The sequence below is a fragment of the Xanthobacter sp. SG618 genome, from assembly GCF_012932745.1.
Classification (GTDB): Bacteria; Pseudomonadota; Alphaproteobacteria; order Rhizobiales; family Xanthobacteraceae; genus Xanthobacter; species Xanthobacter flavus.
Map to the genome: position 1 here is coordinate 149,473 of NZ_JABBHL010000010.1, position 17,890 is coordinate 167,362.

The 17,890-nt window shown below is 69.1% G+C and carries 11 protein-coding genes; 5 read left to right on the top strand and 6 right to left on the bottom strand.

What is annotated here, in order from left to right; translation table 11 throughout:
* Positions 1–35: 35 nt before the first annotated feature.
* Complete coding sequence (locus tag FHT36_RS22560; protein WP_169124705.1) at positions 36–1,004, top strand: hypothetical protein; 969 nt, start codon at positions 36–38, stop codon at positions 1,002–1,004.
* Positions 1,005–1,010: 6 nt separating this feature from the next.
* Here the strand turns inward: FHT36_RS22560 and FHT36_RS22565 are convergent, their stop codons facing one another.
* A complete protein-coding gene (locus FHT36_RS22565; protein WP_169124706.1) occupies positions 1,011–1,739 on the bottom strand; it encodes an SGNH/GDSL hydrolase family protein in 729 nt (242 codons plus the stop codon).
* A gap of 334 nt (positions 1,740–2,073) precedes the next feature.
* Between FHT36_RS22565 and FHT36_RS22570 the strand changes: the two genes are divergently transcribed.
* Complete coding sequence (locus FHT36_RS22570; protein WP_169124707.1) at positions 2,074–2,505, top strand: OsmC family protein; 432 nt, start codon at positions 2,074–2,076, stop codon at positions 2,503–2,505.
* 147 nt (positions 2,506–2,652) lie between these two features.
* On the opposite strand, the gene FHT36_RS22575 is transcribed toward FHT36_RS22570, so the two are convergent.
* Together FHT36_RS22575 and FHT36_RS22580 are read right to left on the bottom strand one after the other, a co-directional pair.
* Complete coding sequence (locus tag FHT36_RS22575; protein ID WP_169124708.1) at positions 2,653–3,672, bottom strand: LLM class flavin-dependent oxidoreductase; 1,020 nt, start codon at positions 3,670–3,672, stop codon at positions 2,653–2,655.
* Between the two features lie 74 nt (positions 3,673–3,746).
* Positions 3,747–4,643, bottom strand: a complete 897-nt coding sequence (locus FHT36_RS22580) for a LysR family transcriptional regulator (RefSeq protein ID WP_169124709.1) — start codon at positions 4,641–4,643, stop codon at positions 3,747–3,749.
* Positions 4,644–4,721: 78 nt separating this feature from the next.
* Here FHT36_RS22580 and FHT36_RS22585 point away from each other — a divergent pair, with 78 nt between their 5' ends.
* A complete protein-coding gene (locus tag FHT36_RS22585) occupies positions 4,722–5,498 on the top strand; it encodes an MBL fold metallo-hydrolase (RefSeq protein WP_169124710.1) in 777 nt (258 codons plus the stop codon).
* Positions 5,499–5,501: 3 nt separating this feature from the next.
* On the opposite strand, the gene FHT36_RS22590 is transcribed toward FHT36_RS22585, so the two are convergent.
* Entirely contained in the window at positions 5,502–7,661 is a 2,160-nt protein-coding gene (locus FHT36_RS22590; RefSeq protein WP_169124711.1) for a histidine kinase dimerization/phosphoacceptor domain -containing protein, read from the bottom strand.
* Between the two features lie 279 nt (positions 7,662–7,940).
* Between FHT36_RS22590 and FHT36_RS22595 the strand changes: the two genes are divergently transcribed.
* Positions 7,941–8,630, top strand: a complete 690-nt coding sequence (locus FHT36_RS22595) for a gamma-glutamylcyclotransferase (RefSeq protein ID WP_169124712.1) — start codon at positions 7,941–7,943, stop codon at positions 8,628–8,630.
* A 57-nt stretch (positions 8,631–8,687) separates the two neighbouring features.
* On the opposite strand, the gene FHT36_RS22600 is transcribed toward FHT36_RS22595, so the two are convergent.
* Together FHT36_RS22600 and FHT36_RS22605 are read right to left on the bottom strand one after the other, a co-directional pair.
* Positions 8,688–9,452, bottom strand: coding sequence for a helix-turn-helix transcriptional regulator (locus FHT36_RS22600; protein WP_169124713.1), 765 nt, complete (start codon positions 9,450–9,452; stop codon positions 8,688–8,690).
* Between the two features lie 746 nt (positions 9,453–10,198).
* Positions 10,199–10,438, bottom strand: a complete 240-nt coding sequence (locus tag FHT36_RS22605; protein ID WP_169124714.1) for a hypothetical protein — start codon at positions 10,436–10,438, stop codon at positions 10,199–10,201.
* Between FHT36_RS22605 and FHT36_RS22610 the strand changes: the two genes are divergently transcribed.
* Complete coding sequence (locus FHT36_RS22610; RefSeq protein WP_169124715.1) at positions 10,413–17,681, top strand: hypothetical protein; 7,269 nt, start codon at positions 10,413–10,415, stop codon at positions 17,679–17,681. The genes FHT36_RS22605 and FHT36_RS22610 overlap by 26 nt on opposite strands.
* Positions 17,682–17,890: the final 209 nt, after the last annotated feature.

Genomic DNA, 17,890 nt, shown 5'->3' on the forward strand with positions numbered 1-17,890 from the left:
CCCCAACGCCATCGAAAGGCAGGGGAGGGGCGGTCATGCGCATCAACCTGGATGCGGACCAGCAGGACGCGGCGCTTGGTGCCATGCTCTGGGTATCGCAGGCGAAGGGCGCGGCGGCGGTGACGCCGGCCGACCGCCACACCATCGCCGCCGCCGCCGAGGTGGTGTTCGGCCGACCGCCCGGTGGGACCTTGCCGGGCCCTGTCGATCCGACCGAACTCGCGGCGCGGCTCCCGGGCCCCGCTGCGGCCGAGGCCATGCGGCTCATCACCGTGGTTGCGCTGGTGGATGGCAGCATCGATGCCGCCCGCATCGACCGGCTCGTCGCGTGTGCGCAGGCCACCGGGCTCGGCGGCGCAGACTATGTGCGCGATCTCGCCGAGGCAGCCCACGGCCATCTCCATGCGGCGCTCGGATGCATGATCCGGGCGAACATGGAGAGCGTCACCGGTCGCCCCTGGAGCGGCAACGTCACGAGCGACGTGGCCGCCTATCTCCTGCCCTACACCGCCAAGCCGGACCCGGCGCTCGCCGCCCGCTTTCACGCGCTGGAGCATCTGCCGCCGGAGAGCTTCGGCAACCACTTCTTCCACCACTTCCGCGACAATGGATACGCCTTCCCCGGCGAGCCGAACGGCCTGTCCGCCGTGTTCTGCGTGCCGCACGATTCCTGCCACGTGCTCGCTGGCTACGACACGACCCCGCCCGGGGAGATCCTGGTCTCCACCTTCACCGCCGCCATGCACCCGAAGAATTCCATGGCGGCCCACGTGCTGCCGGTGATCGTGAGCTGGCATCTCGGCATCAAGCTGAATGATGTCGCCGCCTCGGCCACCGGCGCGCTCAAGCCCGGTGCCTTCTTCGAGGCGTGGGAGCGCGGGGCGGGCATGAATACCGACCTCTTCAAGCCGGGCTGGGACTTCTTCGCGGTGGTGTCGGAGAACATCGACGCCCTGCGGGCCCGCTACGCCATCGTGCCCCGGCGCTTCCCCCTCGACGCCTGAGCCGGATCAGCGGCACGCGGCCGAGAACAGGCGGGCGCGCCACAGCAGGGCGCCGGCGCGGCTGGGATGGATGCCGTCCGTGGTCGAGACCGATTGCGGCGCCGGCACCACCACCGCGCCCGTCTCGGCGCCGATGGCGCGGATGGCGGCGTTCTGCTGCGCCACATAGGTTTGGTCCAGCATGTCCGCATAAGGCGAGCGGCCGTGCTCCACCGGGTTCACCTCCACCAGCACCAGCTGGCTGCCGGGAAAGCGGGAGATGATCTCGCGATAGAGCGTCCGCCACTCGGCGATGGAATGCTTCGGCTTCACGGCATCGTTGGCGCCGATGGCGATCACCACGCGGGCGGGCTGCAGGTGGCTTTCCAGCGATCCGGCGCGGGAGACGAGATCGTCGATCTTGTCGCCGGGCACGGCGGCGTTCAGCACCTCTTCCCCGCACAGGCTGCGCGGGGCGGCCTGATAGGTGATGCTGTCGCCGATGGCGAGCACCGGGGCACTGCTCAAGCGGGCGCGCACATCCGCCTCCAGGGCGATGCGGGCGCGCAGGGGAATCTGGTGCAGGGCCAGCGCCACGAGCGCGGCCGCAAGGCCTGCCACCGCGAGGGCCACGAGCCAGGGCCTGAGGCGCGCCCGTTGGCGGGCCGAGAGGGTGGGCGCAAGAGCGAGAGCGAAACGGCTGCGGGCGGGCAAAGGCCGGCTGCCAGCATCCTGCTGGCCGGGACAAAAGCTCATGGGGCTTCACCTTTCATCTGGAAGGCAACGCCCGAAACACCGTTTGGTGTCCGGTCGCCGCGCCGGGTGCCGCCCCTCTGGTCCAAACAAATCCGCCTGTGTCCCGTGCCGCGCCGTCGCAAAGCGGAGCCCCTCGGAACACCCCCCATTGTCACGGCCGAGATGTCGCAAGTTGGACCGCGCTGCGACTTTTGATGTCACGGGTGTGAACGAATGTTTCCGTTTCGCACGATGGCGAAATGAACGTTTTGGCCCCTTCGGACGTTCCACCCTCCGCAGGCACTGCAAAGCCCAAGCGCACCCCTGCGCGGGCCATCAGAGCGAGGAGACGACCATGGCGATCGTGCGCAGCGGTTCGGCGGAATGGAGCGGCGGCATCAAGGACGGGCGGGGCAAGATCTCTACCGAGAGCGGGGCGTTGGCCGGCTTCCCCTACGGCTTCGCCAGCCGTTTCGAGGGCCAGCGCGGCAGCAATCCCGAGGAACTGCTCGGCGCGGCCCATGCCGCCTGCTTCACCATGGCGCTCTCCCTCATCCTCGGCGAGGCGGGCCTCACCGCCACGCAGCTGGAGACCACGGCGAAGGTGTCGCTGGAGAAGCAGGACGCCGGCTATGCCATCACCCAGGTGGATCTCACCCTCGTGGGGACCGTGCCCGGCGCGACGCCGGAGCAGTTCGCCGAGCTGGCCGGCAAGGCCAAGGCCAATTGCCCGCTCTCCAAGGTGATCCGCGCCAACATCACGCTGGACGCCAAGCTGGCGGGGTGATGCCAATAGATTGAGCCGTCATCGCCCGGCGCGTCCGGGCGATCCACGGTTGGGCTGGGTCGGTCTTCGGGCATCGCGCAGGCGGACGGGTGGATCGCCCGGACGCGCCGGGCGATGACACGCGTCAGGCGTATCGGCCTAATGAGCTCACACCACCGCCGCCGCGTCCGCCTCCGCCTCCGCCCTTTCGCCCGCCACCTCCGCGATCGTGCGGTAGGAGGCGAGGCGCTTGTCGTGGTCGAACACGTCGGAGACGATCATCACCTCGTCCACTCCGGTCTCGCGCACGAAGGCGGCGACGCCCTCGCGCACGCGCTCCGGGCCGCCCACCACCGAACGCGCGAGGAAGCGCTGGGCCTGCGCCTTCTCCATGGGGGTCCAGTAGTCCTCGATGTTGTCGATGGGCGGCTTGGAGAGCCCGCGCGCGCCGCGGAAGATGTCGGCCACGGACATCTGCTGGGTGGTGGCGAGGCGGCGCGCCTCGGCGTCCGTCTCGGCGGCAATGACGTTCAGGGCGGCCATGGAATAGGGCTTCTGAAGCACGTCCGAGGGCTTGAAGCGCGCGCGGTAGATGTCTAGCGCCGGCAGAAGGTCGGCCGGGGCGAAGTGGGAGGCGAAGGCGTAGGGCAGTCCCAGCGCCGCCGCGAGCTGCGCGCCATAGGTGCTGGAGCCGAGGATCCAGAGCGGCACCTGCGTCCCCGTCGCCGGCACGGCAAACAGGGTCTGTCCGGGCTGGGCGGGGCCGAGATAGGCCTCCAGCTCCTGCACGTCCTGGGGGAAATTGTCGGAATTGGTGAGCGAGCGGCGCAGCGCCCGCATGGTCATCTGGTCGGTGCCCGGTGCGCGGCCGAGGCCGAGGTCGATGCGGCCGGGGAAGAGATGCTCCAGCGTGCCGAACTGCTCGGCGATGACGAGGGGCGCATGGTTCGGCAGCATGATGCCGCCCGCGCCCACCCGGATGCGCTTGGTGCCCGCCGCGATATGGGCGATCACCACCGCCGTGGCGGCGCTGGCGATGCCCTGCATGTTGTGATGCTCGGCCACCCAGAAGCGGCGATAGCCCCAGTCTTCCGCATGGGCGGCGAGGTCGCGGGCATTGTCCAGGGCCTGGCGGGGGCCGAACCCCTCCCGCACCCGGACGAGATCAAGAATGGAAAGCTGGGCCATCAACTGCCTCGTCCGCCCCCGAACGACATATGGCCGTGAGATAGGGAGCGCGGGGGCGAAGCGGAAGGGGCGGCTCAGGCCCCGTCCGGCGCGAAAAGGCCGGCCTCGGCCGCGAACAACGCCGCCAGCGCATCGCGCACCGCCCGCACCGCGCCATCTTCCGGCTGAAGTGGCCGCGTCAGGGCCACAAGCGGCCGCGCCGGGCAGGCCGGCGCCAGCGCCACAGGGACGAGGCCCGGCAGCGTGGCGCCGATGAAATGCGGCAGCAGCGCCACCCCCAGCCCGGCAGCGGCGGCCTGCGCCTGGGTGAACTGGCTGTTGGCGCGAAAGGCGAGCCGGGCGCGCGGGAAGTGGCGGGCGAGGAAAGCCGCTTCCGGCAGGTGCGCATTGGCGGCGTCGAAGCCGACGAACACCGGGGCAGCGCCTTCCGCCAGCGTCGCGGCATGGGCGGGCGCCGCATAATAGCCGAAGCCGATGGTGGCGAGCCGCCGCGCCACCACGGCGCCATCGCCGGGCATGCCTAAGCGCAGCGCGATGTCTGCCTCGCGCCGGGAGAGGCTTGCCAAGCGGCGCTCGGAGATGATCTCCACGTCGATGGCCGAATAGCGCGCCGCGAGGGTGCCGAGCCGTGGCACGAGGAAGCCGTCGGCGAGGCTGGGCGTCGCGCTGATGCGCACCAGGCCGGAGAGCGACGGCTCGCGCGGGGCGCGGGCGAGGCGGGCGGCCGCCTTCTCCATGGCCTCCGCCGACTCCAAAGCGTCCATGCCCGCCGCCGTCAGGCCGTAGCCGTCACTGCGCCGATCGAACAGGCGCGCGCCGAGCGTCGTCTCCAGCGCCGTGATGCGCCGGGCGACGGTGGCATGGTTCACGCCCAGCGCCCGCGCCGTGGCCGAGAGGCTGCCGTGGCGGGCTAGCGCCACGAACACGCGGGCGTCCTCCCAGTCGAGGGCTGTGCGAAAACGATCGATCATTGAGAAAGAATAGGGAATTTTCGCTCAGGGAAGAAGTCTGGATACTGGCGGCGACAGGACAAATCGAAGGAAAGCCCCATGACGTCCGCTTCCGTCACCCTCACCCTCATCGGTGGCCCGACCGTGCTGATCGAGATCGGCGGCTTCCGCCTCCTCACCGATCCCACCTTCGATCCGCCCGGCCTCTACCGCACCGAGCCAGTGCGCTTCGAGAAGACCGCCGGCCCCGCGCTGGCGGTGGAGCAGGTGCTGCCGCTCGATGCCGTGCTGCTCAGCCACGACCAGCATCTCGACAATCTCGATGCCTCGGGTCGCGCCCTGCTGCCTCAGGCGCGCGCCGTCTTCACCACCCCCGTGGCCGCCGCCCGGCTCGGTGGCAATGCGGTGGGGCTGGCGCTGTTCGAGACGCGGGAAATCGAGGTGCCGGGCAAGGGACGCCTGCTCGTCACCGGCGCGCCGGCCCGCCACGGCCCGCCCGGCATCGAGCCCATCTCCGGCGATGTGGTCGGTCTGCTGATCGGCGTGGAGGCGCCGGGCGACGCGGTCTACGTCACCGGCGATACGGTCTGGTATGAGGGCGTGGCCGAGGTGGCGCGGCGGTTTTCGCCGAAGGTGGTGGTGGTGTTCGCCGGCTCGGCCCAGCCGCGCGGCGCGTTCCACATGACCATGGATGCCAACGACGCGCTGGAGACAGCGCGCGCCTTCCCCGGCGCGACGCTGTTTGCCGCCCATACGGACGGCTGGGTGCACTTCAAGGAGAGCGCGGAGCGCCTCGCCGCGGCCTTCGCCAGCCTCGGCGTCGGGCACAGGCTGGCGGCGCCGGAGCCGGGGCGGCCCGTCGCCTTCGCGCTGTGAGCGTCAGGCCCCCGACGGGCAGAGGGGGGCGGTGACGATGGTGCGCAGGCCGGGGGCGTTCTCCTCGTCGGCGATCACGCCGTCGAGGCCCTGCACCATGGCCTTGATCATGAGCGTGCCGAAGCCCTGGCGCTCGCCCACCTTGCCGCTGCCGTGGTCGGCGACGATGAGGCGGAAGCGGTCGCGGTGCTGCTCCAGCGCCACGCGTAGCGGGCCGGGGGCGCCGCCATAGGCGTATTTGGCGGTGTTGAGCACCAGCTCGGTGAGGATCAGCCCCAGCCGCACCGCGCGGTCGGCCGCCATCAGCACCGGCGCCACATCGAGCATGATGTGGGCTTCCCACTCCTTGCCGAGGGCGCTCGTGACCTCGTTGGTGAGGTCGATGAGATAGCGCGAGAGGTCCACCGCCTCCACCTGCTCGCCGGCATAGAGCTGGCGATGCACGAGGCCCACCGCCGCCACCCGGCGCTCGGCCTCCGCCAGGGCCGAGGCCGCCTCGCTCTCGCCGAGGCGGCGCGATTGCAGGCGCAGGAAGGAGGACACCAGCTGCAGGCTGTTCTGCACGCGGTGGTTCACCTCCCGCATCAGGAAGTCCTTGTGCTGCAGCAGCTGCTCGTTCTCCACCACGGTGGCGGAGAGACGGCGGTTGAGGTCGCGCACGCGCCGGTTCTGGCGCGCCTGCAGCACGGCGTGGCCGAGGCGGTTGATGGTCTCCACCTCCGCCAGAGACCAGGCCCGCGCCTTGCCGCGCACGGTCTCGCTCCACGCCTCGAACGAGGCGCGCGGGGTGAGCTGGGCATTGGGATCGGCCGGGTCATCGCGATGCGGATTGCCGGCCCAGTTGACCACCTCCACCTGCTCGGCCCGCAGCCACAGCAGCACCAGCGGCGCGTCGCCGGGAATGTTCACCGCCGCGACGCCGCTGGCCAGGGGCGCGACGTCGGCGGCGGCCGGCAGCAGGCTGGGCAGGGCGCGGGTGCTGAAGGCCCGCGTCTGCGCCTTGCCCTCCACCCAGCGCGCGATGCGCCGGAGCGCCGTCTCGTCCGGGCAGTGGCCGCAGGTGCGCACGCGGTCGGCCTCGACCACGGCGAAGCCGTCGGCGCCCAGCGCCCGGCGCAGGTCGTCTCCGTGGCGGGCCAGCACGTCCTCCACCGGGGCGTCGGCGGCGAGATAGTCGGCGAGGGAATCCTCGGCGCCGCGCAGCCGGATGCGGTCGCGATACTGCATCGCCTCCTCGCGGGTGCGGATCTGGCGGGCGAGGTTGGCGGCGAGCGACTGGCAGGCCATCCGCAGTTCGTAAGGCAGGCGCCGGGGCGTGCGGTGATGGCAGGCGACGAGCCCCCACAGCACTCCGTCCTTGACGATGGAGACGGAGGCCGAGGCGCCCACCCCCATGTTCTGCAGATACTGGATGTGGATGGGCGAGACCGAGCGCAGCATCACATCGGACAGATCGAGCTGGGCGAGCCCCGCCTCGGCCGGACGCAGCGGCGCGGGCTCGTAGGCCACGTCCGGGATCACCCGCACGCGGTTGCGGACATAGAGCGCGCGCGCCTGCCGGGGGATGTCGCTGCCGGGGAAATGATGGTTGAGGAAGGAGCCCATCTCCTTCGCCTTCGCCTCGCCGAGCACCGTCCCCGCCTCGTCGTCGAGGAACTGGTAGATCATCACCCGGTCGAAGCCGGTGATGCGGCGGAACACGGAGGCGGCTTCTGCACACAGATTGCGCAGATCCGGCGCGCGCTCGAAGCTCACCGCCGCGGCGTCGAGCCCGGCCAGCACCTCGGCCGCGCCGAGCCGCACATCGGGTGCCGGCTCCAGCTCCACCAGCAGGCCCTGCGGGGCGCGGTGCAGCAGCACCTCGAAGGTCTCGGCGCGCCCGGGCACGAGGCCGACGCGGGTGACGCCGCTCTGCGGCGCCTCGCGCAGCTGCGCCGACAGGTCCTGTCCGAGCAGGGTGTCGAGCGTGGCGCCGAGCCAGTCTTCGGCCAGGCGGCCTTCGATGTCGCCGGCGCCGCCCACCACCGTGCGGGTGCGCGAGTCGGCCACGAGCAGAAGGCCGTGCGGCTGGATGGAGCCCGGAATGTGGATGGGTTCGCGATCGCAGGCGCCGAGATCCGGCGTGGTGCGGGGCGCGGTGCTGCTGACGGAAGCGTCTTTCATGGGGGCAGTTCGCGCTCGTCCTCTCTCGTCGCAGGAAACCCCGCGCCGCCGATGATCGGAGCCGGCCGCGCCCCCCGGCGAGCCCCCGACGTCCGCGCCCGCCGCCGCCGTGGCGGACGGTGGTGGTCGCGGTTCATTTCCCCTTCATCGCACGGCTTTTGCTGCCAAGCCAAATGCCCAGCCTTATGCCCCATGGGAATGCGGTACCCCGGGAGGGTGCGTCGCCGATGGGACGCAGGCATGGGAATTGGCGCGGTTCCTGCTTAAATAGGGGCAGCCATGAAGATGCATGCTCTGACCCGTGAACTGATCGAGGCCGGCGGTATTGACGCGCTGGTGGCGCGCGATGCGCCGGATCTGGCCGTGCTGACCGAGGCCGAGCGCGCCGCCTCGCTGCAGGCGACGCTGGCCGAACGGCCGGAGGGGCCGGCCTGGCTGTTCGCCTACGGCTCGCTGATCTGGAACCCCACCGTGCGGGTGGAGACCTGCCGCGTCGGCCGCATCGACGGCTGGCATCGCGCCTTCTGCCTGGAGACGGTGGTGGGGCGCGGCTCGCCCGCCTATCCCGGCCTCACCCTCGCCCTCGATGAGGGCGGCGACTGCACCGGCGTCGCCTTCCGCCTGCCGGAGGAGGGGCTGGAGCACGAGCTTTCCCTGCTGTGGCGGCGCGAGATGCTCTCGGGGGCCTATGTGCCGCGATGGCTGGATGTCATCGACCTCGACGGCGGGCGGATCGGCTCGGCCATCGCCTTCACCATGGACCGCACCAGCGTGCAGTATGCCGGCGGCCTGAGCGAGGAAGAGGTGGTGGACCGCCTCGCCACCGCCCGGGGCGCCATCGGCTCGGCCGCCGACTATCTGTTCGCCACCTGCGAGGGGCTGGCGGAGCACGGCGTGCGCGATTGCGCCCTCGACACGCTCGCGGCGGCGGTGCAGCGGCGCCGGGAGGCGCTCGACCGGCAAGGGTGAGCGCGGCAGGGGTGAGCGCGGCAGGGGTGATCGCAAGAGGCGTGATCGCGGGAGGGATCAGCCCGTCTGGCTGACGTCCGCTTCCTCGGCGCGGGCGACTCCGGCGGCAGCCTGGTTGGCCTCGGTGCGGAACGCCGAGGGGGCGCGGCCGAAGGTGCGCCGGAACAGCCGGTTGAAGGTGGCGATGTCGTTGAAGCCGGCCTCGAACGCAATGTCCGACACCTTCTTCGCAGTATTGGCGGGATCGAGCAAAGCGGCGCCCGCATATTTCAGGCGCGCGGCGGTGATGTGTTCCCGCAGCGTGGTGCCGTGCTTCTGGAACATCTTCTGGAGCGTGCGCACGTTGAGCTTGTAGCGCTGCGCCACCTGGGCCACGCCGTAATCCTGTTGGCGGCAATTGGCGGCGATGTCGGCGAGGATGTCGCGGAAGAGATGGTCGCCGGCGGGCGTGCTGCCGAGCTCGTCCTCGCGTGCAACCGAGATGAGCGCGAGCAGACCGGCCTCGCAGGCCCGCGCCAAAGCCGGCGGCAGCTCGCGCCCGACGATGTACTGTGCCTGCGTGATGAGCAGTTCCACCGACGCATCCGGCGTCGTGGACAGCGCGCTGCCGCCCGCGCCCGCCGCTCCGGCGCCCGGCGTGCGGTCCGGGGCCGCCACCAGAATCACCGACCCCGCGGGGAAGCGGATATCCGCGCCGCGGCGCACCGTTGCTAGAAAAGGCACGTTGGCGGGGATTGGTTGTGCCGGCCCCTGATCAAGCGCGATGGTAGAGGATTCGCTGGCCCGCCCCGCCAGAGTTAACGGCAGCTCCAGTGCGCTCATGCGCAGGGCGCCCAATTGTGGCGCCTCCGCACAAATAATGGCCACATTCGGTAACAGCGTCTGACGCACGGTTAACCGCTTGTTAACCGCTGTGACCTTGGGGACGGGTGCATCGCTACCTTGTAACAGCGCACGATGAGACTGTGAGTCTGATGCAGAGCAATCATGAATACTCAAATATTGCGTCTGCGAAATCTTTTGAAATCCCTCCATGACTGGCCGCCACGCCTCCCTTGATCGGCGCTACAACACGGCAAACAGAGTCTAAACGCAATCCACGCTACTAAATTACCGTCAACTATTCTGTCTTTGACTGAGCTGTAGGGTGGTTGCAGGCAACCGCCAAACGCCGGATTTATGGTTAATGCATTGAAATAACGACACAAATCAAACTATGGCAGAAGTGCAACACCTCACGCGAATATGAAGAAGTTCGCTTTTTGAGCAGTGATGATTCGCGCCCTGCGGAGAGGTGATTGCAGACGCTGGGTAAGTTCGCCTCAGTTCGAGGAGTGTGAAAATCGCTCCACAACCGACGGTCGCAGATTGTGGCGGTCAAAACAGGTTCAGCCGGCGGAGGGTTCCTCCTGTCGCTGCATGTTGGGGGTGAAGATGGTCAATACGGGCGGCACCATCCTGTCTGGCGCGAATGTTCGGTCTTCCGCGAAGGGGGCATCCGTAACCCGCGGCCGGGCACGGGCGCTTCTCCTCAGCTCCGCACTGGCGACGGTGCTTGCGGGCGTCATTCAGCCGGGAACGGCGAATGCGGCGTGCAACGACGCGTTTAATCCGGTCGGCAACGCGACGCTGAACTGCGACACCACTAAGAACAGCGGTGTCTCTGGCAACGCCTTGGGCAACCTGACGATCAACCTGCTGAACGGCGCCAACGTCAATAATGGCAGCGGCACGGGCCTTTCGGGCAATGCGGGCGGGACGATCACGGTCAACTCGTCGGGGTTGAACAGCGTCACCGGATCGAGCAACGGCATTTCGCTGCTGGCCGCGACGGGCTCCGTCTCCATCGTCAATTACAACGGCTCGGCTACCGGCACTTCCGGCAACGGCTTCAGCGCCACCGCGACCCTCGGGTCCGTGACCGCCAACAACTTCTCCGGCTCCGCCATCGGTGGCACGAACGGCTTGGTGCTGAATGGCACCACCGGCGTCACCATGAACAATTTCTCTGGGACTGCCACCGGCACGACCGGGGATGGCATTCGTCTCCTCTCGGGGGCCGGCATCTCGGCCACCGGCTTCACCGGTACGGCCACCGGCGGCGACAACGGCATTTATGGCCTCGCGGCCACCGGCAACATCACCATGACCGGCTTCGGCGGCTCCGCCACCGGTACCGACGCGAGCAGCAACGGCATCAACCTCACCGCCACCCTCGGCAATATCACCTTCTCGTCCACGCCCGCCGCCTTCGTCAGCGGCGGCACGAACGGCCTGACCCTCAACGCCCTGGGCACCGTCAACGCGACCACCAACGGCGGCTTCTTCACCGGCACCACCGGCAGCGGTGCGAGCCTGAACGCCAGCGAAGTGGACCTGACGGCCAACAACAGCTTCTTCACCGGCGGCACCAACGGCGTCGCGGCCCTCGGCACCAACCTCGATCTCAATTTCGTCGGCGGCACCGCCATCGGCACCTCGGGCGATGGCATCAACGCCACCGCGGTGGGCTTCTCCCTCGGCGGGACGCAGATCCCGGCGGTGGCTGACGTCAGCACCAGCGGCACCTTCGTTCAGGGCGGCACCAACGGCATCAACGCCACCGCCACTTCTGTCGGCCTCACCGGCGTCGGCGTGGACGCCACCACCACCGTGACCGCGAATGGCGGGTCGGTGACCGGCGGCACAGGCGCCGGCATCTTCGCATCGGCCATCACCGCGCCCGTCTCGGGCGGCCCGAACACCGCCACCACCACCGTGCAGGGCTCCGCCGACGTCACCGGCGGCTCCAACGGCATCTTCGCCCTGGCCGGCAGCCTCAACGGCAACGCCAACACCACGGTGAACGTCTCCGGCGACGTGGAAGGCACCAGCGGCAACGGTGTCTTCGCCCTCGGCGCCAGCGTCGGCTCTTTCTCCGGCTTCGACCCGAACGATCCCTCCACCTGGAACTCGGCGGTCGGCACCGGCAAGGCCACCGTCGACGTCACCACCAAGGACAATGTCACCGCCGGCAACGGCACCGGCATCCTCGCGGTGGGCATCGGCACCGGCAATGAAGTGACCGTCGACGCCCGCGACAATGTCGACGCCACCGGCGGCTTCGGCGTCATCGCCGGCTCCATCGGCACCGGCGGCACGGTGGATGTCACCACGAAGAACGTCTCCGGCACCCAGGGCGGCGTGCTCGGCTTCAACACCGACGGCAACGTCAACGTGCACACCACCGGTACGGTGGAAGTGGCCTCGGGCGGCCTGATCGGCGTCGGCGCCATCGCCAACAACGGTAATGCCACGGTCAACTTCTCGGGCGTGATCGACCCGCCGCTGATCGGTGTCGGCGCGATCGCCATCGGCAACGGCACCGCCACTGCCAACACCGCCGGCACCATCGATGCCGACCTGATCGGCGTGGTCGCCCTGAACGTGGGCAATGGCCGCGCGGTGGTGGACAACAACGCCTCGGTCCAGTCCAGCGTGGGTGCCAACCCGCTGCTCGGCGTCGGCGGCATCAAGGTCGGCAACAACAATGCCGGCCTCGACGTTGACGTCCAGAACAACGGCGTCGTCACCGACTATGCGGTGGGTGTGCTCGGCCTCGCGGTCGGCAACGGCAACGACGTCTCTGTGAACAACAAGGGCGTGGTCGATGCCGGCTTCCTCGCCGTCGGCGGCATCGTCGTGGGTGAAGGCACCGGCGTCGAGACGGTCAAGGTGCGCAACTCCGGCGCCATCGAGACCGGCGGCATCGGCGTGCTGGGCGCGGCCCTCGATCTCAACGGCACCGGCGCCGGCACCAATGTCGACGTCAACAACTCCGGTACCGTCACCGGCGGCTTCCTCGGCGTCGCGGGCATCGCGGTGGGCGAGGGCTCCGGCACCACGGTGAAGGTGGTCAATTCCGGCGCCATCTCGGACAATTCCGGGATCGGCGTGCTCGCCGGCGCATTCGGCGACAACCACACCGTCACCCTCAACAATCAGGGCGCGATCACCGCTGACCTCGGCGGCGTGATCGGCGTGGTGGGCGGCGACAACGGCAAGCTCGACGTCACCAACTCCGGCGCCATCTCCACCCAGGGCGCGGCCGTCGCCGGCCTCGTGGTGGGCGATGAAGGCCAGGTGAAGGTCACCAACACCGGCGCCATCAACGGCGGCCTGCTCGGTGTCGGCGGCATCGTCATCGGCGACAACACCACCGGCATCGCCACCACCGTGGAGGTGAAGAACTCCGCGGCCGTCACCAATGACGGCATCGGCGTGCTGGGCGGCGGCATCGGCGACAACCAGGTGGTGAAGGTCTCCACCTCCGGCGCCATCGACTCGGGCCTGCTCGGCGTGGGCGGCTTCTCCATCGGCGCCAGCGGCAATGTGGACGTGAAGACCACCGCGGCCGTCACCTCCGGCGGCGCTGGCGTGGTTGGCGCCGGCATCGGCGACAACTCGGTGGTGAAGGTCACCACCGGCGAGCAGGTGGACGGCACCTTCCTCGGCGTCGGCGGCCTCATCGGCGGCGCGGGCTCGCAGCTCACCATCGTTACCGAGGACAAGGTGACCTCCTCCGACGGCTTCGGCGTCGCGGCCCTCGGCCTCGGCACCGGCCAGACCATCAACGTGACCACCCAGCAGGAAGTCTCCGGCGACCTGCTCGGCGTCGGCGCGCTGAACCTCGGCGGCGGCGGCACCACCGTGAATGTCGAGACCCAGGCCAAGGTCACTTCGGCCTCCGGCTTCGGCGTGCTCGGCGGCTCCATCGGCACCGGCGCCAACACCGTCACCGTCCTCACCCAGAAGCAGGTCTCCGGCGACCTGCTCGGCGTGGGCGGCATCATCGGCGGCACGGGCGGCAGCCTCACCATCGAGACCAAGGACACGGTGGACAGCGCCAACGGCTTCGGCGTGGCGGCCCTCGGCCTCGGCTCCAACACCATCGACGTGACCACCGACAAGGCGGTCACCGGCCGCTATCTCGGCGTCGGCGCCCTGGCGCTGGGTGACCAGAACACCGTCACTGTCCACACCAAGGACACCGTGACCTCCTCGGATGGCTTCGGCGTCCTCGGCGGCGCCATCGGCGCGGGCCCGAACGTCGTCTCCGTCACCACCGACAAGGCGGTCGCGGGCGACCTGCTCGGCGTCGGCGGCGTCATCGGCGGTACGGGCGGCAGCCTCACCATCGAGACCAAGGACACGGTGGACAGCGCCAACGGCTTCGGCGTGGCGGCCCTCGGCTTCGGCTCCAACACCATCGACGTGACCACCGACAAGGCGGTCACCGGCCGCTATCTCGGCGTCGGCGCCTTGGCGCTGGGTGACCAGAACACCGTCACTGTCCACACCAAGGACACCGTGAAGTCCGCTGATGGCTTCGGGGTGTTCGGCGGCGCCATCGGCGGCGGCGCCAACACCGTGAAGGTCACCACCGACCAGACGGTCGATGGCCGCCTCCTCGGCGTCGGCGGCATCCTCGGCGCCACCGGCGGCTCGCTGGACATCAACACCAAGGCGGCCGTGACCTCCACGGACGGCTTCGGTGTCGCCGGCCTCGCCTTCGGCAACAACAACACCGTGAAGGTGCTCACCGAGAGCACCGTGAGCGGTGACCTGCTCGGCGTCGGCGCCCTCTCCATCGGCGACGGCGGCACGGTGGACGTGCACACGCTGGCGGCCGTGACCTCGGCCAACGGCATCGGTGTCCTCGGCGGCAACATCGGCGCGGGCCAGAAGGTGACCGTGGTCACTGACGGCACCGTCAACGCCGCCATCGCGGGCGTGGTCGGCTTCAACACCGGCGGCGACACCGACGTGACGGTGAACCAGAAGGTGTCGGTCGCCCCCGGCGGCTTCATTGGCGCGGCCGCCATCTCCGGCGGCACCGGCAACGCCACCCTGACCATCAACGGCGTGATCGATCCGCCCGCCATCGGCGGCGGCGCGCTCACCATCGGCTCGGGCACCGCCACGGTGAACGTCAATGCCGAGGTCCAGGCCACCACCATCGGCATCGTCGGCGCCAACATCGGCAACGGTGCCATCGACGTGAACGTCAATGCGGGCGGCACCATCAAGTCCGACGGCATCGGCATCCTGACCTTCAAGCTCGGCGACGGCCCGACCAACATCGACGTGGATGCGGCGGTCGGCGGCCTCAGCGGCGCGGCCACCGGCGGCGACGGCATCTTCGCCCTCGCCTTCGGCGAAAGCCCGGTGACCATCAACACCACCGCCAACGGCACCATCACTGCCGGTGACGACGGCATCTCGGTGGGCCACATCGGCGGCGGCAACATCACCATCACCACCAATGCGGCGATCACCGCCGGCGACGAGGGCATCCAGGTGCTCTCGGCGGCGCTGACCACCGGCGACGTGACGGTGACCAACAACGCCGGCATCACCGCCACCGACAACGGCATCTTCATCCTGAAGGGCGGCGACGGCGCCGTGGTGGTGAACGCCAACGCCAACATCACCTCCACCACCGCCAACGGCATCGAGGCGAACGCCGTCCTCGGCACCGGCAACGTGACGGTGGCGCAGGCGGGGCTCACCACGATCACCGCGCAGGACTTCGGCATCATCGCCTCGAAGACCCTGGGCACGGGCGACGTGACGGTCACCACGGGTACGCTCTCGGCCATCAACGCCACTGCGGGCGGCATCTTCGCCGGCCGGTTCGGCGGCACGGGCAATGTGGTGGTCTCCACTGGCATCGCCAGCGGCATCACCACCTCCGGCAACGGCATCAATGCCCAGTCCATCGGCGCCGACGGCAACGTCACCGTCACCACCGGTCTCGCCAGCGGCATTACCGCGGGCAATGACGGCATCGTGGCCAACAAGTTCGCCGGCTCCGGCGACATCTTCCTCACCACCGGCTCCTCCAGCACGGTGGCCGCGGGCGATGACGGCCTCACCGCCACCAACTTCGCCTTCGGTGCCGGCAACGACATCTTCGTCACCACCGGCCTCAACTCCTCGGTCGTCGCCAACGACAAGGGCATCCGCGCCGGCGGCTGGGACAATGTCAACATCACCACCTCCGACCTCAGCCTCATCCGCGGCGACGCGGATCAGAGCGGGGTGGGCAACGCCATCCGCATCTTCGAGGCCGACTTCGCCACGGTGAACATCGGCACCAACAATGCGGTGATCGGCTCCGGCAAGAGCTGGGGCGAGGCGGTGATCTCGGTCAACAGCGACGACGGCACCATCATCAACGTGGGCGCCGGCACGCTGGTCAGCTCCTGGAGCTACCTGGGCGGCAACAACCTGCCCGGCCTGATCGTGGCGGCGAGCGACATCGTCATCGACACCGATGGCGGCGCCACCACCATCACCAACAACGGCACCATCGTCGGCCGCATCGGCCTCACCAACAACGACGACACGTTCAACAACCTGTCGTCGAACACCTGGATCACGGTCGGCAACAACTACTTCGGGGGCGGCACCGACACCCTGAACAACACCGGCCGCATCGTCACGGCGCTGCAGGGCGCGGTGGCCGAGAACACCAACTTCTTCAGCCTTGAGACCTTCAACAACGGCGACCCGCTCTTCCTGCAGAGCGGCCTGCTGACCATGATCGACGAGGTGCCCGGGCAGATCGCCTTCAACGGCGCCCGTGACGTGACCTACGTGAGCGGCACCTGGAACGGCGTCGGCAACAGCCGGGTGGGCCTCGACAGCTTCCTCGGCGCGGCCGGCTCCACCTCGGACCAGCTTGCGGTTGGCGGGCTCGACGTGAACGGCGTGGAGATCGCCGGCCTCGTCACCACCGGAACGACCGGCCTCGTCATCCACGACGTCAACCCCGGCCCCGGCGCCTTCAACCTCACCGGCATCCGCGTGGTGGACGTGCAGAGCGTGGCCGGCACCACGAACCCGGCGAGCTTCTACATCGATCCCAGCTCCACCAACTACGCGCCGAAGTTCGGCGGCGTGATCGACAAGGGCCTGTTCTTCTATGACCTCACGGTCATCGGCAACGACCAGTACCTGATCGGCCTGCCGGACCAGGAAGTGTTCGAGCTGCCGAAGCTCGTCACCGGCGCCCAGGCCATCTGGCACGAGACCACCGGCGTGTGGCTCGACCGCCAGGCCGACCTGCGCACCTACCTGCAGGGCACGCCCAAGCAGCTCGTCACCAAGGAAGGCGTGAAGACCATCGACGGGGCTCCGGCCTCCGTCACCCCCGGCATCTGGGGCAAGGTGGTCGGCAGTTGGGGCTCTCGCGACGCCTCCAACACCTTCGCGGCCGGCGGCGGCCTCTACGGGTTCGACACCGGCTACAACCAGAGCATCTACGGCTTCATGGCCGGTGCCGACTTCGGCAAGGAGAGCGTGTTCGCCACCAATGACGCGGTGGTGTTCGGTGTCCTCGGCGGCTATGTCGGGTCCAACCTGAACTTCAGCAATTCGCCCACCTCGGCGGATTACTCGGGCGGGACGGTCGGTGCCTATGCCACCTACATCACCGGCAACTGGTACTTCGACGCCCTCATCAAGGCCGACTTCCTCTCCATGGACTACAACGCGCCGACGCTCGCGGGCATCGGCTACTTCGGAAAGTCCACGGACGCCCGGAACGTCGGCTTCGCGCTCGATACCGGCTACCGGCTCTACACCTGGGCCAATGGCGGGTTCGTCGACGGCCTCGCCACCCTGTCCTACGTGAACACCAACATCTCCAACCTCGCCATTGCCGGAAACACCTTCGTGGACTTCGGCAACAATGACAGCCTGCGCGGCAGCCTCGGCGCCCGCGTCGGTGGCCAGATCTACGACGCCGCCACCTACAAGGTGCAGGCGAGCGTGACCGGCCGCCTCTGGTACGAGTTCCTGGGTGACAACGCCGTCACGATCTTCAATCCGGGCGTGCCCTTCGGCACCGTCGACAACTTCGACGGCCTGTTCGGTGAAGTCGGCGTCGGGTTCAACGTCTTCGCCAAGGACTCGGGCTGGAACAGCTTCGTGAATGCCGACGTGAAGTTCGGCGACAACTACACGGCCGGCAGCGCCAAGGGCGGTGTCCGCTACCAGTGGTGAGCGGCGCCTGATCCTCGATCAGTCCAGCGGGCGGCGTGCCTTGAAGGTGCGCCGCCCGTTCCTTCTCCGGGGACAAGATCGCGACGGAGCTTGGCTTTCGCGCCGTGCCGTCCCATCCTCGCCCGCCGGGTGCGGGGCCCTGCCAGGGGTGCCGCAGTCCGCGTGTCCGGGACCGCACCGCAGCCGGTCCGGCCGCCTTTGTCCGGTCT